The sequence below is a fragment of the Paenibacillus sp. GCM10023250 genome, from assembly GCF_042653205.1.
GTDB lineage: Bacteria > Bacillota > Bacilli > Paenibacillales > Paenibacillaceae > Paenibacillus_Z.
This window is the reverse complement of record NZ_JBHSHY010000007.1, coordinates 112,856-132,316: the sequence shown is the minus strand read 5'-3', so window position 1 is coordinate 132,316 and position 19,461 is coordinate 112,856. Positions and strand designations below refer to the sequence as shown.

19 protein-coding genes are annotated in these 19,461 nt (G+C 63.0%); 14 read left to right on the top strand and 5 right to left on the bottom strand.

Annotated features, from left to right (window positions below; genetic code table 11):
• Positions 1–210: 210 nt before the first annotated feature.
• From ACFPB1_RS08960 to ACFPB1_RS08945, 4 genes are all read left to right on the top strand, one after another.
• Positions 211–1,245 (top strand): Gfo/Idh/MocA family protein, encoded by a 1,035-nt coding sequence (locus ACFPB1_RS08960; protein WP_379224193.1) that lies wholly within the window; start codon positions 211–213, stop codon positions 1,243–1,245.
• A 395-nt stretch (positions 1,246–1,640) separates the two neighbouring features.
• Positions 1,641–2,618, top strand: a complete 978-nt coding sequence (locus tag ACFPB1_RS08955; protein WP_379224191.1) for an ABC transporter ATP-binding protein — start codon at positions 1,641–1,643, stop codon at positions 2,616–2,618.
• Positions 2,615–3,418 carry an ABC transporter permease gene (locus ACFPB1_RS08950; protein WP_379224189.1) on the top strand — a complete coding sequence of 268 codons (804 nt, stop codon included), beginning with the start codon at positions 2,615–2,617 and terminating at the stop codon, positions 3,416–3,418. Before ACFPB1_RS08955 ends, ACFPB1_RS08950 begins: the two co-directional genes overlap by 4 nt.
• A 5-nt stretch (positions 3,419–3,423) precedes the next feature.
• Entirely contained in the window at positions 3,424–4,206 is a 783-nt protein-coding gene (locus ACFPB1_RS08945) for an ABC transporter permease (protein ID WP_379224187.1), read from the top strand.
• 286 nt (positions 4,207–4,492) lie between these two features.
• Here ACFPB1_RS08945 and ACFPB1_RS08940 read toward each other — a convergent pair whose 3' ends face one another.
• Positions 4,493–5,383 carry an AraC family transcriptional regulator gene (locus ACFPB1_RS08940; RefSeq protein WP_379224185.1) on the bottom strand — a complete coding sequence of 297 codons (891 nt, stop codon included), beginning with the start codon at positions 5,381–5,383 and terminating at the stop codon, positions 4,493–4,495.
• A 114-nt stretch (positions 5,384–5,497) separates the two neighbouring features.
• Between ACFPB1_RS08940 and ACFPB1_RS08935 the strand changes: the two genes are divergently transcribed.
• A complete protein-coding gene (locus ACFPB1_RS08935) occupies positions 5,498–6,319 on the top strand; it encodes an arylamine N-acetyltransferase family protein (RefSeq protein ID WP_379224183.1) in 822 nt (273 codons plus the stop codon).
• A gap of 947 nt (positions 6,320–7,266) precedes the next feature.
• Here the strand turns inward: ACFPB1_RS08935 and ACFPB1_RS08930 are convergent.
• On the bottom strand, positions 7,267–7,872 hold the full coding sequence (locus ACFPB1_RS08930; protein WP_379224181.1) for a DedA family protein: 606 nt from the start codon (positions 7,870–7,872) through the stop codon (positions 7,267–7,269).
• 174 nt (positions 7,873–8,046) lie between these two features.
• Between ACFPB1_RS08930 and ACFPB1_RS08925 the strand changes: the two genes are divergently transcribed.
• From ACFPB1_RS08925 to ACFPB1_RS08910, 4 genes are all read left to right on the top strand, one after another.
• Positions 8,047–9,033 carry a Gfo/Idh/MocA family protein gene (locus ACFPB1_RS08925; RefSeq protein WP_379224179.1) on the top strand — a complete coding sequence of 329 codons (987 nt, stop codon included), beginning with the start codon at positions 8,047–8,049 and terminating at the stop codon, positions 9,031–9,033.
• A 28-nt stretch (positions 9,034–9,061) separates the two neighbouring features.
• Positions 9,062–9,994, top strand: coding sequence for an aldo/keto reductase (locus ACFPB1_RS08920; protein ID WP_379224177.1), 933 nt, complete (start codon positions 9,062–9,064; stop codon positions 9,992–9,994).
• Entirely contained in the window at positions 9,970–10,770 is an 801-nt protein-coding gene (locus ACFPB1_RS08915; protein WP_379224175.1) for an alpha/beta hydrolase, read from the top strand. Before ACFPB1_RS08920 ends, ACFPB1_RS08915 begins: the two co-directional genes overlap by 25 nt.
• Before the next feature lie 169 nt (positions 10,771–10,939).
• On the top strand, positions 10,940–11,932 hold the full coding sequence (locus ACFPB1_RS08910) for an aldose 1-epimerase (protein WP_379224173.1): 993 nt from the start codon (positions 10,940–10,942) through the stop codon (positions 11,930–11,932).
• Positions 11,933–12,073: 141 nt separating this feature from the next.
• Here the strand turns inward: ACFPB1_RS08910 and ACFPB1_RS08905 are convergent, their stop codons facing one another.
• Both ACFPB1_RS08905 and ACFPB1_RS08900 read right to left on the bottom strand, forming a co-directional pair.
• Positions 12,074–12,601 (bottom strand): NUDIX hydrolase, encoded by a 528-nt coding sequence (locus tag ACFPB1_RS08905; protein WP_379224171.1) that lies wholly within the window; start codon positions 12,599–12,601, stop codon positions 12,074–12,076.
• Between the two features lie 37 nt (positions 12,602–12,638).
• Entirely contained in the window at positions 12,639–13,517 is an 879-nt protein-coding gene (locus tag ACFPB1_RS08900; protein WP_379224169.1) for a helix-turn-helix domain-containing protein, read from the bottom strand.
• A gap of 195 nt (positions 13,518–13,712) precedes the next feature.
• Here ACFPB1_RS08900 and ACFPB1_RS08895 point away from each other — a divergent pair, with 195 nt between their 5' ends.
• The 5 genes from ACFPB1_RS08895 to ACFPB1_RS08875 all read left to right on the top strand — a co-directional run bounded on the left by ACFPB1_RS08895 (position 13,713) and on the right by ACFPB1_RS08875 (position 18,765).
• Positions 13,713–14,603, top strand: a complete 891-nt coding sequence (locus ACFPB1_RS08895) for a sugar phosphate isomerase/epimerase family protein (protein ID WP_379224167.1) — start codon at positions 13,713–13,715, stop codon at positions 14,601–14,603.
• Positions 14,604–14,659: 56 nt separating this feature from the next.
• Positions 14,660–15,673, top strand: coding sequence for a Gfo/Idh/MocA family protein (locus ACFPB1_RS08890; protein WP_379224165.1), 1,014 nt, complete (start codon positions 14,660–14,662; stop codon positions 15,671–15,673).
• Between the two features lie 210 nt (positions 15,674–15,883).
• Complete coding sequence (locus tag ACFPB1_RS08885; protein WP_379224163.1) at positions 15,884–16,603, top strand: phosphatase PAP2 family protein; 720 nt, start codon at positions 15,884–15,886, stop codon at positions 16,601–16,603.
• A 46-nt stretch (positions 16,604–16,649) separates the two neighbouring features.
• On the top strand, positions 16,650–17,345 hold the full coding sequence (locus ACFPB1_RS08880; RefSeq protein ID WP_379224161.1) for a response regulator transcription factor: 696 nt from the start codon (positions 16,650–16,652) through the stop codon (positions 17,343–17,345).
• Positions 17,338–18,765: a sensor histidine kinase gene (locus ACFPB1_RS08875; RefSeq protein ID WP_379224159.1), complete on the top strand. Its 1,428-nt coding sequence runs from the start codon at positions 17,338–17,340 to the stop codon at positions 18,763–18,765. The genes ACFPB1_RS08880 and ACFPB1_RS08875 overlap by 8 nt, the downstream gene beginning before the upstream one ends.
• Positions 18,766–18,865: 100 nt before the next feature.
• Here ACFPB1_RS08875 and ACFPB1_RS08870 read toward each other — a convergent pair whose 3' ends face one another.
• On the bottom strand, positions 18,866–19,426 hold the full coding sequence (locus ACFPB1_RS08870) for a helix-turn-helix domain-containing protein (protein ID WP_379224156.1): 561 nt from the start codon (positions 19,424–19,426) through the stop codon (positions 18,866–18,868).
• Between the last annotated feature and the right edge of the window lie 35 nt (positions 19,427–19,461).

Sequence of the window (19,461 nt, the reverse complement as noted above, 5' to 3'; positions counted from 1 at the left end):
CCGTCCTGCCGGAAGCGGAACGGAGCAGCGCGCCTGAGGCAGCTGCTCCTTGTTCGTTCGCCGCCGGGGCGTTCGTCGCAACTTCAGCCTCGCTGAAGCGTATACATGTCGCGGGAACAGGAAGAAGCCGCCAAGTACGGCGGTTCGGCACAGGCAAGCTGACAGCGTTCCATCCCGATCACGGGACCGTTCTACGAAGGAGGAGAGCCGATGAAGAAGCTGCGTTGGGGAATCATGGGATGCGCCCAAATCGCCGCGAAGGCGTTTATCCCGTCCGTCCGCGCCTCGGACATGCATGCGATCGCGGCCGTAGCGAGCCGCGATGAAGCGAGAGCCCGCGCGTATGCGGATACGCACGGCATACCGGGCGCGTACGGCCGGTACCGGGACCTGCTGACCGATCCGGACATCGACGCGGTCTATATCCCGCTGCCCAACCATCTGCACCGGGAATGGACGATCGAGGCCGCCCGGGCAGGCAAGCACGTGCTGGTCGAGAAGCCGATGGCGGTATCGGCGAGCGACGCGGCCGCCATGGTCGAAGCCAGCGAGCGATACGGCGTGCATCTGCAGGAAAACGTCATGTATCGCTGCCATACGCGCTACGACCGGATCAAGGAGATTCTCCGTTCCGGCGAGATCGGCGCGATACGCGGGCTGCACGGCGTCTTCACGTCGGACCGTTCCGCCATGGAGGGCGACATCCGCTTCGTCCGGGAGATGGGCGGCGGCAGTCTGTACGACATCGGCTGCTACTTGTTCAGCGCGGCGCGCTGCTTGCTGGAGCGGGAGCCGGAGGCGGCAACGGCGCAGGCATTCTTCTCGCCGGACCACGGCGGCGTCGATATGATGGCGTCCGGCCTCGTGGAATTTCCGGACGACGTGGCGCTGACGTTCCAATGCGGCTTGTGGGCGGACTTCGCCAACACGCTCGAGATCCGGGGGACGCGCGGCACGATCCGGCTGCCGTCGGCCTTCTCGCTGCGCGGCGACCTCAGTCCCGATATTCAGGTCACCGCTGGCGGCGAGACGCGAACGGAACCGTTCGAGCGCGGCAACCAGCAGCAGGCGCTGCTGGACAGGTTCGCGCGGGCTGTGCTTCTCGGGGAGCCGGAAGCCATCAGCCCGTGGGACGGCGTTCGCAACCTGCAGGTAATCGAGGCCTGCTTGGCGTCCGCGCGCGAGAAGCGGCGGGTGGCGATCGACGCCCTCGATGCCGGCGCGAGCAGCGCGGCAGGTCAATAGGCGCAATTCGTTCTTTAAAAAGAAGACCCGAAGCCTCAGCAGGCTTCGGGTCTTCTTTGCTTTCCACGACGCATCTCCGCTAATCTCCGCGGTCGAAAGGGATCCCGCGGACGCGCCGCGCACGTTCGGCCAGTCCGGCAAGCAAGAGCATTAAAAAGGGCCGGTCGCAAATAGCAACCGGCACCTGACAAGTTCAATAAAGTTAAAAATACGATACAAATAGAATTTCAACGAGCTTGTCGTTGAAAAATTTGATTTTTTTAAATTTTTGGGTACGAAATAGGTGTCCTTGACCTCTATAATAGTATTATAAATGATGTTTTTTTATAAGTCTATACTTTTTTTTGGATTTTGGATATATTTTTCGGGCGGCTAATAAGAGGAGGTTGAAAACGGTGATTACGCTACAAGGCATCAGCAAATCGTTCAAGGTGGCGAAGCGGTCCGCGGGCTTGCGGCAGGCCGCGAAAGCGCTGTTCGTTCGCGAGCATACCGTCGTCGACGCGCTCCGCGATATCTCGTTCTCCATCCGGGAAGGGGAGATCGTCGGGTATATCGGCCCGAACGGAGCAGGCAAATCCACGACGATCAAAGTCATGAGCGGCATCATGGTGCCCGACCGCGGAACCTGCTCCATCATGGGCTTCACGCCCTGGCAGGAGCGCAAGGCCTACGTGGGGAACATCGGCGTCGTTTTCGGCCAGCGCTCGCAGCTGTGGTGGGACGTACCGGTCATCGATTCGTTCGAGCTCCTGCGCGATATTTACGCGATTCCGCGCGGTTTGTACGCCGCGAATCTCGCCCTGCTGACGGAGACGCTGGAACTGGGCGGCCTGCTCCACACCCCGGTCAGGCAGCTGAGCCTGGGACAGCGGATGCGCTGCGAAATCGCGGCCTCGCTGCTGCACGGTCCCAAAATCCTGTTCCTGGACGAACCGACGATCGGACTGGATGCAGTCAGCAAGATCGCGGTCCGGCAATTCATCAAAACCATCAATAAAGAGAAGGGGGTCACCGTGATCCTCACGACGCATGACATGAGCGATATCGAGGCCTTGGCCGACCGGATCCTGATGATCGGCAAGGGTACGCTGCTCTACGACGGCAATCTGGCCGAGCTGCGCGGCAGGTTCGGCACCCACCGGACGGTGACGGTCGATTACCGCCCGACACCGGTTCCGCTGGAAATTCCCGGCGCTTCCCTGCTGTCCTGGTCGCCGGAGCGGGCGGTGCTCAGCGTGGACACCGAGCGCGTCCTCATGGCGCAAGTCATCTCGCGGCTCTCGGAGCAGGTCGAGCTGGTGGACGTCGCGATCGAGACGAAGCCGGTCGACGAGCTGATCGTCGAGCTGTATAAGGAGCACCGGGTATGAACGCGTACTTGTCGATCTGGAAGCTGCGCTTCATCACCGGCTTGCAGTACCGCGCCGCCGCGTACGCGGGCATGGTAACCCAACTCTTCTTCGGCCTCGTCTTCATCATGATCTTCGTGGCGTTCTATCGGAACGGCGCGCAGGACCAGCCCATGTCCCTGCCGGACGTCGTCACGTATATTTGGCTGCAGCAAGTCTTCCTGTCGTTCATCATGCTCTGGTTCCGCGACAACGAAATCTTCCAATTGATTACCGGCGGCAACATCGCCTACGAGCTGTGCCGTCCATGCGGCATCTACGAATTCTGGTTCGCCAAGCTGCTCGCCCAGCGCGTGTCCAGCGCGGCGCTGCGCGCCGTGCCGATTCTGCTCATCGCCTTCCTGCTTCCCCGGGCTTATCAGCTTCGGCTGCCGCCTTCGCTCGCGACGGGCGCGTTATTTCTGACCTCGCTCGTGCTCGGCCTCCTGATCATCGTGTCCATCTCGATGCTGATCTACATCTCCGTGTTTTGGACGATGTCGCCTACCGGTTCGACGCTGCTCATCGCCGTCGTTGGCGAGTTTTTCGCCGGGCTGGTGCTTCCGGTTCCGCTGATGCCCGCATGGCTGCAGCATGTGGCAAGCGCGATGCCCTTCCGGTGGTCGGCGGATTTCCCGTTCCGCGTCTACTCCGAGCAGATTCCGCGGGCTGAAGCGCTCTGGGGGATTCTCATTCAGCTCGGGTGGCTCGCGGTCTTGATCGGGTTCGGCCGATGGGCCTTGAACCGGGCATTACGTCAAGTCGTCGTGCAGGGAGGGTGACGAGGATGCGCTTATACTATCGCTACTTGCGCATGCAGTTCAAATCGCAGCTGCAGTACCGGACATCGTTCTGGCTGCTGACGCTGGGCCAATTCTTCATTCCGTTCTCGGTGTTCGCCGGGCTGTACTTCATGTTCGAACGGTTCGGGCACGTGCAGGGCTGGAACTTCTACGAGGTTGCGCTGTGCTTCGCCGTCATCCACCTGTCGTTCTCGTTCAGCGAATGCTTCTCGCGCGGCTTCGACGCCTTCTCCACGCTGGTCGGTAGCGGCGATTTCGACCGGCTGCTCGTCCGTCCCCGGACCGCGGCGCTGCAGGTGCTGGGCTCGAAATTCGAGTTTACCCGCATCGGCCGGCTGGCGCAGAGCTGCCTGGTGCTCGCCTTGGCGCTCGTGCACCTGCCCATCGCGTGGAGCGCGATGAAGGCGGTGACGCTGCTGCTCATGATCGCGAGCGGTATCTCGGTGTTCACGGGCATCTTCATGCTGGCCGCGACGATGTGCTTCTGGACGATCGAAGGGCTGGAGGTCGCGAACATCTTCACGGACGGGGGCCGGGAGATGGCGCAGTACCCGCTGCAGATCTATCAGAAATGGGTCATGATGTTCTTCACCTTCGTCATTCCGTTCGGCTGCGTCAATTACTTGCCGCTGCTCTATCTCCTGGGCCGGGCGGAAGGCCGCGACATCCTCTACATGCTATCGCCCCTCGCGGGCTTCCTCTTCCTCCTGCCCTGCATCCTGGTGTGGCAGTTCGGCGTGCGGCATTACCGCTCCACGGGTTCTTGACGGGCTCGGGCATGTGCGCTGGAGAAGCGCGGTTCCGGGGGTGGCGGCAAACGCACGACAAAGCCTAGGTGAAATGAACGCGAAGCTGCCGTCACGCACGGCGGCTTCGTTTCGTTGTCCGGCCGACGGCAGGAGTTCGTGCGCTGCGGCTTGAAATAGGGAGAGGACGGCAATGGCGGGCATCTTGCGGTGCAGAGGAGCGGAGGCTGCGGGGGGAAGGGCATGACGAGGCATGGCCTTCGCTTCGGGTTAAGCAGGCCGGACCCGAATCGCGAGCGGGGCGCGATTACGGCCGATGCGCGCCGGAGCGGTATTCCCGCGGCGAGCAGCCGGTGTGCTTGCGGAATACGCGATTGAAGAAGCTGATGTCGCCGAAGCCGGTCTCGTGCGCGATGTCGAGCACTTTTTTGTCCGTGGTCCGCAAGAGGGTAGACGCATGGCGAATTTGAACGGTATGCTTGTAATCGAGCAGGCTCATGCCGGCCGCTTCCTTGAACTTGGCGGTGAACGACGAGACGCTCATGCCGCTCAGCCGGCTCAGCTGCTGCAGCGTCAGCGGCTGGTAATAATGCCGGTCGACGTAATGAACGATGGAGTCCATCCAGTCGCGGTCGCTGACGCTCGGCCGCAGCCCGGCTTCGCGGTTCTCCTGATGATACCGGCTCAGCCAGACGAGGCATTCGATGAACCGGGTCTTGATCACGAGCTGGTAGCCGTCCCGGCGCTGCGCGAATTCCTCGAAGACCGCCTGCAGATGCGACTGGATATGCACCTTCTGCGCTGGCTGAAGGGGATGGTACGGCACGAACGCGTGGTTTTTGCGAAGGAACGGGACCAAGTAAAAGAAATTGATGAACGACGGCATCTGCTGCAGCACTTCCATCTCGCGCCGGAGGAATGCGGCGTCGAAGAGCACGTTATAGACGACCGTCTCCCGGTCCGCGGCGCAGACGTAGCTGTGGTAGACGTTCGGCTCGATCACGAAGACGTCGCCCGCCGCCAGGCGGTACGCATGGCCGGACATCTCGTGCACGGCGCTGCCTTCCACGACGAACACGAGCTCGATGAAGTCGTGGGTATGCGAAGGGATGGTCTCGTTCTTCCCGATCGTATAGCGGTCGATGTAGAACGGAAAATCGTCCAGCTTGAAAAATTCGTCGCCCTTGAACATCGTCATGATCGGCCACATCCTTCGTTCGGTTTGCGCGCGTAGCCTGATTATGGCATGGCGCGGCCGGGCGTGTCTATGCGCGAACACTATGAACCGAAGTCGGAAAGGGGAGCGGTCGGCATGCCGAACCGGGAGAGCAAAGAGATTCATCCGCAAGTCGAGGCGTATTTGAAACGGATCCGCTACGAGGGACCGCTGGACGGGAGCGCCGAAGCGCTGGCAGGCTTGCAGCAGGCACATCTATTGGCGGTGCCGTACGAGAATTTGGATATTTTGAACGGGGTTCCGCTGTCGCTCGATGCCGAGGCGCTCTGGGATAAAATCGTCCGCCGGCACCGCGGCGGCTATTGCTTCGAGCTGAATGCGCTGTTCGGCTGGCTGCTGCGGGAGCTGGGGTACACGGTGACGGACTTCGTGGCGCGGTTTTGGCGCGATGAGACGGCGCTGCCGCCGAAGCGGCGGCATCACGTGCTGCAGGTGGAGGCGGAGGGTGCCCTCTACCTGTGCGACGTCGGCGTCGGCGGCGCGGTGCCGCGGCGACCGCTGCTGCTGCAGGACGGGCTGGAGCAGGTGCAGGGCTCGGAATGCTACCGGCTCGACCGGGACGCGGCGTTCGGCTGGTTCCTGAGCGAGCGGAAGCGGGGCGAGTGGGGACGGGTGTATTCCTTCACGGAAGAGCCGCAGCTGAAGGACGATTACGTATTCGCGAGCTACTGGTGCCAGCATGCCCCGGAATCGCCGTTCCGCGCGGGAGCGCTGCTCGCGATCTGCACGCCGGAAGGCCGGAATACCGGCGCAGGCGAGGAAATCCGCCTGTTCCGCGGCGGCGAGGTGACGGTGCTGACGCCGCAGACCCAAGCGGAGTACGCCGCGGCGCTGAAGACGTATTTCGGGATTGACGTCCCGGAGGCGGAGGCGCCTCTGGGCAAGGAGGAAGGATAGGGATAGCGGATGGAAGAGAAAGATGAAGGCGCCGTATCCTCCTTCGCTCGGATCTCGACGGCGGCTGCTGCTGCGGCGATTCGTCCCCGAAGGATGCGTGCCGCGCGGCTGGCGAGATTGGGCACACGTTACCACACGATCCGTAAATATGCAGCGACGAGATAGGGTACGTCGTACGCGGCCACACGATCCGTTATTTGGCGAATACGGCGGTTATAGGCAGTTAGGCGGCCACACGATCCGCTATTCGCAGGTTTTGGTGCCGAATTGCGACCATTCAAGCCCAATAGCGGCTCCTGAGTCCGCCAAATGCTTAATTTCGCCTTTTTCGGCGCAATAAGCGCTGCTGTGGCCGCGAAAGCGCTCGCTACAATCACGGCCGGGCATCTCGGGCGATGCAGGCGCCGCAGAGGCCGCGAAAGCGCTCGCTGCAATCGCACGGCCGGGCATCTCGGGCGATGCAGGCGCCGCAGAGGCCGCGAAAGCGCTCGCTGCAATCGCACGGCCGGGCATCGCGGGCGATGCAGGCGCCGCAGAGGCCGCGAAAGCGCTCGCTGCAATCGCACGGCCGGGCATCTCGGGCGATGCAGGCGCCGCGGAGGCCGCGAAAGCGCTCGCTGCAATCGCACGGCCGGGCATCGCGGGCGATGCAGGCGCCGCGGAGGCCGCGAAAGCGCTCGCTGCAATCGCTTGGCCGGACATCGCGGGCGATGCAGGCGCCGCGGAGACCGCGAAGGCGCTCGCCGCAATCGCTCGGCCGGGCATCACGGGCGAGGCAGACGCCGAGTTCGCGTGCATGTCGGCGCGGTACGCCTGCGACGGTTGCGGCAGGGCCGGCCGCCGGCACCGCGGCAGGGCCGGTCGCCGGCACCGCGGCGGACAATACAATAAGCCTCGGTTTCCGTTATGGCGGAAACCGAGGCTTACACGCGTTTTCGCGATCGCCGCTAAGCCTTCACCTTGCGCGCCGCGGCGATCGCCCGGAAGCAGATCGCGCAGAACGCGAGGCAGCACGCGACGAACAGCAGCGTGCGGCCGTTATGGTGGACGTAGAGCTTAACCGTCTCCCAGCGCTCGCCGAGCATGAACCCGACGTAGACGAACAGGGTGCTCCAGACGAGCGCGCCCGCGTATGCGTACAGCAGGAAGGCGCGGATCTTGAAGCGCGACATCCCGGCCATGTAAGCCGTCACGTGACGGAAGCCGGGGATGAAAAAGCCGACGAACAGCAGCAGTTTGCCGTAGCGGTTCATCCAGCATTGGGCGCGTTCGATTTTGGCGGACGACAGATGCAGGCGGGGGCCGTACTTGAGCAGAAACGGCAGGCCGAGCCGGTTGCCGATGGCGTAGCTGGCCGTGATGCCGGCGGCTGCTCCGACGAAGGCGCTGAGCACGACGAGCGGCGCCAGCAGGGTGCCATTGCCGACGAGATAGCCGGCATAGGTGAGCAGCGCTTCGTCGGGCACGGGCACGCCGATGATGCCGAGCGACAAGGCGAGCGTCAAGCCGATATAACCGTAACGGGCGATCAGCAGCTCCAGGACATGTTCCACGGGGATAGCCTACTTTCCGAGGTAGTGATATGAATGTACCCGATGAGTGCGGGGAAGACAAGCGAGCGGCGACACGAATGTTATATGAAAATGATGTTGTTTTATATTTCTTCCCATATCGGAATGGACTATACTAGGGACGAATTCATTTTATCGTTAAAGGTGGCTATTCTCGTGACCCGAAAACTGCGTTGGGGCGTCGTCGGCACTGCCGGCATCGCCGTTCGTTCCGTCATCCCGGGCATCCAGGCTTCCGAAACCGGAGAATTGACAGCGATTGCAAGCCGAGACCTCGCCAAAGCCGAAGAGACGGCGGCCAAGCTCGGCATTCCGAAAGCCTACGGCAGCTATGAAGAAATCGTGAGCGATCCCGAGATCGACGCGATCTACGTGCCGCTGCCGAACCATCTGCACATGGAGTGGTCGATCCGCGCGATGGAAGCCGGCAAGCACGTGCTCTGCGAGAAGCCGATCGCGATGAACGCCGAAGAGGCGCAGCGCATGGCGGATGCCGCGGAGAAATACGGCGTCCATCTGGCGGAAGCGTTCATGTACCGTCACCACCCGCGCTACGAGGAGATCGCGAAGATCGTCGCGTCCGGCGAGATCGGCGAGCTCCGCGGCATCCACGGCACGTTCACGTTCAATAACGCCGGCGACGCCAAGAATGTCCGCTACCGCAAGGACTGGGGCGGCGGCTCCATCTACGACGTTGGCTGCTACCCGCTCAGCGCGGCGCGCCTCATTACCGGCGCCGAGCCCGAAGCGGTCACCGTGCACGCGCTCATCTCCCCGGAGCACGACAACGTCGACATGATGGCGTCCGGCATCGCGGAATTCCCGAACGGCGTCGCGCTGACGTTCGACTGCGGCATGTGGGCGGCGTTCCGCAACACGCTCGAAATTCTCGGCACGGACGGCCGGATCGAAGTGCCGTCGGCGTACATCGGCGACGCCACGTATTACGTGCACACGAAGGACGGCAAGCGCGAAGTAAAGCAGCCGGAGCTGAACCAATACGCGCTGCAAGCCGACGCGTTCGCCCGCAACGTCTGGCACGAGCAGCCGGTCCGGTTCGCGCCGTCCGACGCGGTCGCCAACATGCGCGTCATCGACGCCTGCCTGGCCTCCGCCTATACTCGCAAACGCGTCACGCTCTAAACCCAATCGCGAAGGGAGTCAACCGATAATGAAACATATCCAGCTTCCCGGTTTAAAGCAAGGCGTATCCCAGCTGATCATGGGGTCCGACTATTTCTCGCCCGACGTGTACGAGCTCGTCAGCGCCAACCTGGACGCGTTCGTCGCCATTGGCGGCAACACGATCGACACCGCTTACATCTATGCCGGCGGCAAGAGCGAGCAGGCGATCGGCATGTGGCTGGAGGAGCGGGGCAACCGCGAAGCCATCAACGTCTGGACGAAGGGCGGACATCCGCATCACGGCGTGCCGCAGGTCAACAAGCAGGCCATCTACGACGAACTCATGACGAGCCTCGAGCGGCTGCGCACGGATTACATCGACGTCTATGCGCTGCACCGCGACGACACGAACGTGCCGGTCGGCGAGATCGTGGAGATCTTGAATGGGCACGTCGAAGCGGGGCGCATCCGCGCATTCGGCGGCTCCAACTGGACGACGGCGCGCCTGCAGGAAGCGAACGCGTACGCGGCGGCCCACGGCCTGCGCGGCTTCGAATTCAGCAGCCCGAACCTGAGCCTCGCGAAGGCGCAAGAGCCGTACTGGGCCGACTGCATCAGCGTGGACGGCGAGATTCTGGCATGGCACGAACAGACCGGCCTGCCGATCTTCTCCTGGTCTTCGCAAGCGCGCGGCTTCTTCACCGGCCGCTTCACGCCGGAAGACCGCACCGACGCCGATCTCGTGCGCGTCTTCTATAACGACGACAATTGGGAGCGCTATCGCCGCGCCGAGGAGCTCGGTAAGCAGAAGGGCTTCTCCACGATTCAGATCGCGCTGGCGTACGTGCTCAACCAGTCGTTCCCGACGGCTGCGATTATCGGTCCGCGCAACGAGGCGGAGATGAAATCGTGCCTGGAAGCGACGACCATTCCGCTGACGCCGGAGGAAATCAAATGGCTCGATCTGAGAACGCGCTAATCGAATTGTGGCCGGAAGGCGCGCCGTTCGCCGCGGGCGGCGCCGACGAGGACCGGCCCGCCCTGACGCCATATCCCGCCACGGGCGCCAAGAGCGCCGTCATCGTCTGCCCCGGCGGCGGCTACGGCATGCGCGCCGCGCATGAGGGCGAACCGATCGCGCGGTGGCTGAACGGCCTCGGCATCGCCGCCTTCGTCCTGCGCTACCGGGTCGCGCCGTACAAGCACCCGAGTCCGCTGCTGGACGCGCAGCGGGCGATCCGCTGCGTGCGCCTGCGCGCCGAGGAATACGGCATCGATCCCGAGCGGATCGGCATCCTCGGCTTCTCCGCCGGCGGCCACCTCGCCGCCTCGGCGGCGACGCTGTACGAAACCGGCCGGCCGGACGCGGACGATCCGGCCGAACGGCTATCGAGCCGGCCGAACGCCGCGATTCTGTGTTACCCGGTCATCTCGATGGGACCGGACGGCCATGCGGGCTCGCGCGCAAATTTGCTCGGACCCGAGCCCGACGCGGCTCTGATCGAGCGGCTGAGCGCCGAGCGGCAGGTGACGCCGGATACGCCGCCGACGTTCCTCTGGCATACGTCGGACGACAGCGTCGTGCCGGTCGAGAACGCGCTGCTGTTCGCCTCCGCGCTGCGGCGCGCGGGCGTGCCGTTCGACCTGCACGTGTACGAGAAAGGCCCGCACGGCATGGGTCTCGCCGAAGACGACCCGCACGTGTCCACCTGGACGGCGGTCTGCGGCGAATGGCTGAAGCGCATCGGCTTCTAGCGAAGCGGACGCAAGGGTTCCTAAGCCGGTTCGATCCTCTCCCGCCCGGCGGGAGAGGATATTGCCGGTTCGGGACCGAAAGCGGTTCCTTCGCGCGGGCGAACAGTGGTATTATAGATTCGCAATCCACATTAGATTTTATCCATACCAAAGGAGCGTCGAGCCACTTATGAGCAGCAATCAAGCGTACCGAGACACCTATCAAGGCGAGCCGGCCGTATGGCTGAAGTTCGGCCGATACGAAGCCGTCCTGCTTCCGGAGGTCGGCGGCAACCTGATCGCCTTCCGCGATACCGAGAACGGCTATGCGTTCCTGCACGAGCCGACGGCGGAGGAAATGCCCGAATTCAAGGCGAGACCGTTCATTCACGGCATTCCGGTCCTGTTCCCGCCGAACCGGTTCGAGGACGGCAAATTCCCGTGGAACGGCCGCACGCTGGAATTCCCGGTCAACGAGCCGGCGACGGGCAACCACCTGCACGGCTTCGTGCACAGCGAGACGTTCGAGGTCGAGGATTTCGGCTCGACCGCGACCGAAAGCTACGTCGTCGCCGCCTTGAAAGTGGACGAGCGCAGCGAGGTATATAAGTACTTGCCGTTCCGGTTCACGCTGCGGCTGCGCTACGCAGTCGGTGCGAACGGGCTCGAGCAGCAGTTCACGGTCATCAATGACGGCGATGAGACGATGCCGTGCCTGTTCGCGTTCCACACGGCCGTGAACGCACCGTTCGTGCCGGGCCATTCGGCGAAGGATTACCGGCTGAAGCTGACGATCGGCGAGCGGTGGCACATGAGCGAGCGGATGCTGCCGACGGGCGAATGCCAGCCGCTGACGCCGAACGAGGAAGCGATGAAGGGCGAAGGTGTCTATCCGTTCTTCGAATCGCTCGACAACCACTATACCGCCGTGCCGCAGAACGGCCGCAACCGGATGGAGCTGACGGATACGAAAGCGGGTCTCACGCTCGTCTACGACGCCGGCACGTCGTACAAGCAATGGATGATATGGAACAACGGCGCGACGGAAGGCTTCTTCTGTCCCGAACCGCAGGTGAGCCTCGTCAACGCGCCGAACACGGACAAGCCGGCCGACGAGATCGGTCTGTTCAGCCTCGCGCCCGGCGAGATCTGGCAGGAGCGCGCGCGGATCTACGTGAAATAGACGGCGGCGTCAGGACCGCTGACGCACGCAAATAAAGTCCGCAGCCGAGCGGCCGCCTTCCTTCGGGGAAGGGGCCGCGGACTGCGGACCTTTTGTGTTGGCGCGCACCGGTATCCGTTCGGGGCTTCGTTCGGCGCGCGGCTATTCGGTGACGGTGATCCGCATCCGTTTGGCGGCTTCCTCCAGGATCCGCTTGTCCCGCATCAGCATGAACACGGTGGAGTAATCGCCCGTCGCCGTCAGCGAGGCGTCGACGGCCCGAATCGCCTCCGGCATGGACATCCACTTCAGCGCCAGACCGAGCTTCTTCTCATGCTCGGTCAGCCGGGCCTCGTGCGCCTCCTTCGCTGTCGCGACGAAGCAGTAGGAGACCTGCAGGAAGCCGTTCTTCTTCTTGTGCTCCTCGATATAGCCGAGACGGCGGACGATCGCCGCGTCGTAGCCCGTCTCCTCGCGCACCTCGCGCAGGAACGCCTGCTCCGGCGTCTCCTTCTTCTCAATGCCGCCGCCGGGCAGCTTGTAGATCGCCGACTTCGCGATGTACATCATGGCCACGTTCGCTTCGGCGTCCAGCAGCACGCCGCGGGAGGCGGAGCGGGAGACATGCGGGAGCAGGTCCGGCTCGCCGCCGCGCACGTCGCGGTCCGTTATCCGGTACAGCAGCCGCATGCGATCACCCCTTTCTTCGTCGTCTAGGTAGGTCCGTTCATTGCTCGTCCGCGCGGCGCGTCGCGGGCCGGCTTTTGCGTATCGCGGAGGGCGCCTTGCTGCGTACTTTCTTAAATACCCGGCCGAAGTACGTCATGTTCGAGAATCCGACGAGGCCGGCGATTTCGGTCACGGGATAGTCGGTGTCCAGCAGCAGCCGTTCCGCCTCCTGGACGCGCAGCACGTGCATATATTCGATCAGCGTTTTGCCGGTGACGCTTTTGAATATTTTGCAGAAGTGATTGGGGCTCAGGTTGACCAGGCGCGCCGCTTCGCCGACGCTGATCGTCTCCTGGTACCGCTCCCGCAGCGTCAGGAGCAGGCTCGTAAAATCGTACGGCTTCTGCGCGCGCGCCGGGGCCGGGGCCGCGTGCAGCTCGGCGTAGCGGAAATACAAGCCGAAAATGCGCAGCAGCTCGGCCTTCACGAGCAGCTCGTAGCCGGCCTGCTTGCCCGTGAATTCCACGAGCAGGCGCGAGAAGGCGGCGTTCATCTCCTCGATGTACGGCGCGTCCGTCCGCATCCAGCTCGGCCACTTGACCCGGGGGTTCAAGTAGGGGACGAAGTAATGCGGTTCCGTAATGTCGAGCCCGCTGCCGCGCACGAGCGCTTCGTTGAACACGATGCAGATCAGCTCCGTATCCGGCGCGAGCTTGACCGCGCTGTGCAGCTGCTTCGCGTTGACGAACGCGAGCTCGCCCTTGCCGAGCTGCTCGAAGGCGCCGTCCACCTGGATGCGCGCTTGTCCCTTCCGGACGTAGATCCATTCGAGATGATCGTGCCAGTGCGTCCGGATCTCCCCGGTCACGGCGAAGACGTTGATGGGGAACGTACGGTCGGGAATGAACGTGTTTTCTTTCAGCGGGCTGACGGTCATGGGCGCCTCCTTCTCGCGCTTGCGCACGATATTACGGCTTTAAGGATTCATTCTCGGATGATTCCGGTTTGCGGCCAGCGGATAAACGTAAGATTGTACGAATATAACACAAATTCGTGGCTAGTCTCAACGAAAATCTTTCAGTACGATAAGGTCAGTTTCGATAAAGCGCTGAAAGGTGATGACTACGTTCGTATGAATTCCATCCGCATCGGTACGCTGGTCGGCGGCGGCAACGCCGACAAGATCATTCCCCAATTGATTCCCCACGGCTTCGAGTCGTTCGCGCTCACGTTCTGGCAGTCCACGCGCAGCGCGGACCTGTACGAGCTTGCCAAGCGAGTCCGTGAGGCCGTCGAAGGGCGCGATATCGTCATCTCGGCGATCGGCGTCTTCGGCAATCCGCTGACGGGCGCCGGTGACAACGCGGACACGCTGGCCAGCTGGGAGCGGCTCATCGACGCGGCGGAAGCGTTCGGCACGAACCTCGTGAACGGCTTCACCGGCCGCATGCCCGGAAGCATCGACCAGTCGCTGCCGCGCTTCGCGGAAGTGTTCGGCGAGCTGGCCAAGCGGGCGGAAGCGCGCGGCGTGCGCCTCGCGTTCGAGAACTGCGACATGGGCGGTACGTGGGGAAGCGGCGAATGGAACATCGCGCATAACCCGACGGCCTGGGAGATGATGTTCAATGCGGTGCCGAGCGACAATATCGGCCTGCAGTGGGAGCCGTGCCACCAGATGGTCAGCCTCATCGACCCGATTCCGCAGCTGCGCAAATGGGTGGGCACGGGGAAGATCTTCAACGTGCACGGCAAGGACGCGACGATCGCGTGGGACGTCATCCGCGAATACGGCATCCATGGGCCGCGCGAGTTCGTCTGGCACCGGACGCCGGGCTTCGGCGATTCCAACTGGACGGACATCATCTCGATCCTGCGCCAGGGCGGCTATGCCGGCAGCATCGACATCGAGGGCTGGCACGATCCGGTGTACAAGGGCGAGCTGGAGATGACGGGGCAGGTTCATGCCCTGAACTACCTGAAGCGCTGCCGCGGCGGCGACTTCGTGCCGAATCCGGCGGAATAGGCCGGAACGGAACCGTTTCCTTACCCTTACTTTACCCAAAAGGAGCATAAACCGATATGACGCATAAAATCGTCGTCGCCGGCTGCGGCGGCATGGCCAACACCTGGGTGGATTACGCGCTGCAGCGCGACAATGCCGAGATCGTCGGCCTGGTCGACCTCTATGAGGAAAGCGCGAAAGCGATGGCCGCCAAGAAAGGGCTGAACGTGCCGACGTTCGCGAATTTGAGCGATGCGCTCGCGGCAACGGGCGCCACGCTCGTCTTCGACGTGACGATCCCGGCGAGCCACAAGCAAATCGCGATTACGGCGATGCAGGCCGGCTGCAACGTGTTCGGCGAGAAGCCGATGGCGGAATCGTACGCGGACGCGCAGGAGATCGTCGCCGTCAGCCAAGCGACGGGCAAGCGGTACTCCGTCATGCAGAACCGCCGCTACCTGAAGCAGATCCGCTCCTTCCGCGACCTGGTCGGCTCCGGCGCGATCGGCACGCCGGGCTCGATTCACGCCGATTTCTTCCTCGGCGCGCATTTCGGCGGCTTCCGCGACGTCATGGACAACCCGCTCATCGTCGACATGGCGATCCATACGTTCGACCAGGCGCGCTTCATCACGGGCGCGGATCCGATCTCCGTCTACTGCCACGAGTTCAACCCGCCGGGATCGTGGTACAAGGGCAACGCCTCCGCGATCTGCATCTACGAGATGAGCGACGGCTCGGTCTTCTCCTACCGCGGTTCGTGGTGCGCGGACGGCCTCAATACGTCCTGGGAATCGGATTGGCGCGTCACCGGCAGCCTGGGCGGCGCCCGCTGGGACGGCGCGTCGATGCCATACGGCGAGGTGGTCAATATGGAGAAGGCGGAAGGCTTCATCCGCGAAATGACGCGCATCGAAGGCGCGGCGGTCTGGGATGGCCGCGAAGGCCACTGGGGCTGCCTTGACGAGATGTTCGCGGCGCTCGAGGAAGGACGGCCGGCCGAGACCGACTGCCTCGACAACATCAAGAGCGTAGCCATGGTGTTCGGCGCCGTCGAGAGCGCGCGCACCGGGCAGAAGGTGAAGCTGTAGCATCGCGCAAGAGCCCGCCTCGGGGGACACCTGGGGACGGGCTCTTTTTTATGGCCGTGCGACGACCGGCCGCGGGTATCTTCAGAACCTCTTCAGAAAATCTTCAGCATTTCCTAGAGGGAGACTACAGATTTACCGGCTAAGATGAGGACAGTCCGGAAGCGCCGCGCGCGGTACCGGAAATTCGAAGCCAAAGGTGGAATCCTGTCCATGAATAACGCGACCCGATCTTCCGCGTCCGGCGCGCCCCGGCGCCGTATGATGGCTTGGCTGCCCTTGCTGTGGATGCTGCTCCTTCCGATTCTCAATCTCTTCTACGTGCTGCTCAATCGCCCTGGAGAGCAGGTTCACCGTCTTGCGACGGGGTTCGACCGGGCGCTGCCCGTCATTCCCGCGTTCTCGGTGCCGTACGTGCTCTGGTATCCGTTCGTCGCGCTGACGCTGATCGGCCTCTTCCTGAGGGATCGCCGCTCGTATTATCGGATGCTGGGCGCGCTGTGCCTGGGTCTCGTCATGTGCTACCTGGTCTACGCGTGCTTTCAGACGACGGTCGACCGGCCGGCGGTCGCCGGAGACGGATTGTTCCCGTCGCTCATGCGCGGGGTGTACGCGAACGACGCGCCGTTCAACTGCTTTCCGAGCATTCACGTCCTGACGAGTTATCTGATGCTTCGCGCGGCTTCGTCCTATCGTCTCCCCCTTCGCGCCGGCATCCGGATCATGTCCGTCCTGATTATGTGCTCCACATTGTTCGTGAAGCAGCACGTCATTGCGGACGTCGCCGCCGGCATCGCGACGGCCGAGCTGGCCTACTTCGCCTGCGGACGGATTCAGCGCCGCTTGACGGCGCGCCGGAGCGCCGCCCGCGAAGGTGCGGATACGCCGGGCGCGGCGGCGGGACGCAGATCCCGCAAACGCCAAGCGGGTTGAATTGTTGTATACTATTTCCAACGTCGCCTAGAACGGGAGAGGACCCATGAACCAACGAACCGTATTGGTCGTCGACGACGATCCGGATATCCGCCAGATCGTGCGCATCTACTTGCGCAACGAAGGCTACCGCGTGCTTGAAGCGGAGAACGGCCGAGCGGCGCTGGACGCGCTGAAGGAAGAGGGGGACGCGATCCGGCTCGTCATCCTCGACGTGATGATGCCCGGCATGGACGGCATGGCCGTCTGCCTCGCCGTGCGCGAGCGGTCGGACGTGCCGATCATCATGCTGTCGGCCAAGAGCGAGGATCTGGACAAAATTACCGGCCTGACGACCGGCGCCGACGACTACGTGACGAAGCCGTTCAATCCGCTCGAGCTGCTGGCGCGCGTCAAAGCCCAGATGAGGCGCATGGACGCGATCGGCGCGAAGCGGCAGGAATCGTCCGTCATCGCAATAGCAGACCTCACGATCGAGCCGGACCGGCACCGGGTCACGGTGAACGGCGGCGAGGTCGCGCTCACGCCGCTCGAATTCGCGATTCTGAAGCTGCTCGCCGCCAACCGCGGCCAGGTGTTCAGCGCCGACCGGATTTATCGGACCGTCTGGAAGGAACAGATCGGGTACTCCGACAATACAGTCATGGTGCATATCCGTAACCTGCGGGAGAAGCTGGAGGCTAATCCGCGCGAGCCGGTCCACATCAAGACGGTGTGGGGAGTGGGATACAAAATTGAGTAGGAAGCCCTGGTTTACCATCCGCACGCAGCTAATCGCCACGATCGTCGCCAGCCTCTTCGCCAGCATCCTGGTCGTCGCCGCGTTCAACATGTTCACGCGCTCGGCGTTCAAAATCTCTTTCACCAGCTACGAAGCCGCAAAGAACCGGATCGAAAATCGCTTGACGTATTTGGACGACGAGCTGCCCGGGCGCGTCAACCGGTATTCGCTGCAGGCCGCCGTGGACGAAGCGAGCGATGGGGGGCAGGTGGACGTCTACGTGGCGGACGAATCCGGCAACGTGCTGTTCCGCTCCGCGGGCGCGGGCAAGACGCAGCTGAACATCATCGGCTACTTCGCGTCCCGTCCCAAGGAGACCGGAGATTACGAAGGCAAGCCGTATTCGCGGATCGAAGCCGGCGTCTGGGGAGGCAAACCGGTGTACCTCGTCGCCGAAGGCCGCTTGAAAGGAGAGCTCGCCTACATGATTCGGGACCAGCCGGCCAAGAACGTCATGCTGTTCCTGCTCATCTTTATCGTTTGCTTCTATTGGTTCGCCTCCCGAAAGACGAAGAAGATCCAGCTCATCGACCGTCAGCTGGCCGAAATCGCCAAGGGCAACCTGGACGTCCGCTTGAGTACGCGGGGCCGGGACGAGCTCGGCGTCGTTTCCAAGAACATCAACGCGATGGCGGAAAGTCTGCAGCGTCAGCTGGCGAAAGAGCGCAAGCTCGAGGGGTCCAAAATGGCGCTCATCACGGGCGTGTCCCACGACCTGCGCACGCCGCTCACGAGCGTCGTCGGCTACCTCGATTTGCTGCAGAAGCGCGTGTACGCGGACGAAGAGGAGCGCGACCGGTTCGTCCGCAACGCGTACAGCAAGACGCTGCAGCTAAAGAAGCTGATCGACGACCTGTTCGACTACACGCGGCTTACCTCCGGCGATCCGCAGCTGCGGCTGCAGCCGCTCGACCTGGCGGAGCTGCTGCGCCAGCTGATCGCGGAATACGAGCCGATCGCTCAGGAGCGCGGCCTCAATTTCAAGCCGGAGCTTGCCGCGGACGCCCTTCCGCTACGGGCGGACAGCGAGAAGCTCGTCCGGGCGGTCGATAATTTGCTGATGAACGCGATGAAATTCTCCGACGTTCCGGGGGCGATCGTCGTCCGAGCGGGAACGGACGAATGGGGCGGCACGCAGTACATCGAGATTGAGAACCGAGGAACACCGGTGACGTCGGAGCAGGAGGAGCAGCTGTTCGACCGGTTCTACAAAGCCGACGCCGCCCGGACAGCGGCAAGCGACGGGTCTGGCCTCGGACTGTCGATCGCGAAGGAAATCATCGAGCGGCACGGCGGATCGCTGCTCTTGAAGCATCTAGACGGGTTGTTCACGTTCCGGATCGAGCTGCCGGCAGCACCCACACCCGGCGATGCCGATTAAGCACAAGCCCCCTTGGCTAGCGAGCCAAGGGGGCTTGTCGTCGCGGCGGGCCAGGGGCGGGCCGGTGCGCGTGCGGATGCCCGGATGCAGGCCGCTCCGCTTAAGTCGGATAATGGATCAGCGTGTAATAGACGATCTTCGCATCGGTCGCGTTCTCGTACGAATGGGGCTGGTCGGCGTTGAAGTGCAGCGCGTCGCCCGCCTTCAGCTCGTAGACGTCGTCCTGGACGGTCAGCCGCAGCACTCCCCGCACCATGAGAATATACTCTTCGACGCCCTCGTAGTGGGCTTCCGAGGCGTGCATGCAGCCCGGCTCCAGCTCGACGGTGTAGATCTCGAATTTCTTGCCCTGCTCGAACGGAATGAGCGGATAGGAGCGGTAGTTGCCGTCCTCCTCGGAGAACGGCTCGAGATCCGCGAACCGGATGTAGTTGACGCTTGCTTTCGTTTCTTCGATGAGCGAGGTGAAGGAGATATGCAGGCCGTTTACGATCTTCCAGATGATCGAGATCGTCGGGTTGGAGTCGCCGCGCTCGATCTGGCCGAGCATCGCCTTGCTGACGCCGGTCAAATCGGCGGTCTGGTCGAGGCTGAGCCCTCTCGCTTTGCGGATGGCTTGAAGGTTTTTACCGATTTTTTTATGGATTTGTTCCTGCTCCATAGGGCCTCCTCTTGATGGGTGCTGTTCCTCATTAT

Bases quoted from the DNA above. Each gene is read 5' to 3' on its own strand.
- ACFPB1_RS08900 (WP_379224169.1), bottom strand. From the start codon at position 13,517: ATGACCGTCAGCCCGCTGAAAGAAAACACGTTCATTCCCGACCGTACG.
- ACFPB1_RS08960 (WP_379224193.1), top strand. From the start codon at position 211: ATGAAGAAGCTGCGTTGGGGAATCATGGGATGCGCCCAAATCGCCGCG.
- ACFPB1_RS08885 (WP_379224163.1), top strand. From the start codon at position 15,884: ATGAATAACGCGACCCGATCTTCCGCGTCCGGCGCGCCCCGGCGCCGT.
- ACFPB1_RS08880 (WP_379224161.1), top strand. From the start codon at position 16,650: ATGAACCAACGAACCGTATTGGTCGTCGACGACGATCCGGATATCCGC.
- ACFPB1_RS08870 (WP_379224156.1), bottom strand. From the start codon at position 19,426: ATGGAGCAGGAACAAATCCATAAAAAAATCGGTAAAAACCTTCAAGCC.
- ACFPB1_RS08940 (WP_379224185.1), bottom strand. From the start codon at position 5,383: ATGACGATGTTCAAGGGCGACGAATTTTTCAAGCTGGACGATTTTCCG.
- ACFPB1_RS08915 (WP_379224175.1), top strand. From the start codon at position 9,970: ATGGCTCGATCTGAGAACGCGCTAATCGAATTGTGGCCGGAAGGCGCG.
- ACFPB1_RS08895 (WP_379224167.1), top strand. From the start codon at position 13,713: ATGAATTCCATCCGCATCGGTACGCTGGTCGGCGGCGGCAACGCCGAC.
- ACFPB1_RS08950 (WP_379224189.1), top strand. From the start codon at position 2,615: ATGAACGCGTACTTGTCGATCTGGAAGCTGCGCTTCATCACCGGCTTG.
- ACFPB1_RS08905 (WP_379224171.1), bottom strand. From the start codon at position 12,601: ATGCGGCTGCTGTACCGGATAACGGACCGCGACGTGCGCGGCGGCGAG.
- ACFPB1_RS08890 (WP_379224165.1), top strand. From the start codon at position 14,660: ATGACGCATAAAATCGTCGTCGCCGGCTGCGGCGGCATGGCCAACACC.
- ACFPB1_RS08945 (WP_379224187.1), top strand. From the start codon at position 3,424: ATGCGCTTATACTATCGCTACTTGCGCATGCAGTTCAAATCGCAGCTG.
- ACFPB1_RS08910 (WP_379224173.1), top strand. From the start codon at position 10,940: ATGAGCAGCAATCAAGCGTACCGAGACACCTATCAAGGCGAGCCGGCC.
- ACFPB1_RS08920 (WP_379224177.1), top strand. From the start codon at position 9,062: ATGAAACATATCCAGCTTCCCGGTTTAAAGCAAGGCGTATCCCAGCTG.
- ACFPB1_RS08935 (WP_379224183.1), top strand. From the start codon at position 5,498: ATGCCGAACCGGGAGAGCAAAGAGATTCATCCGCAAGTCGAGGCGTAT.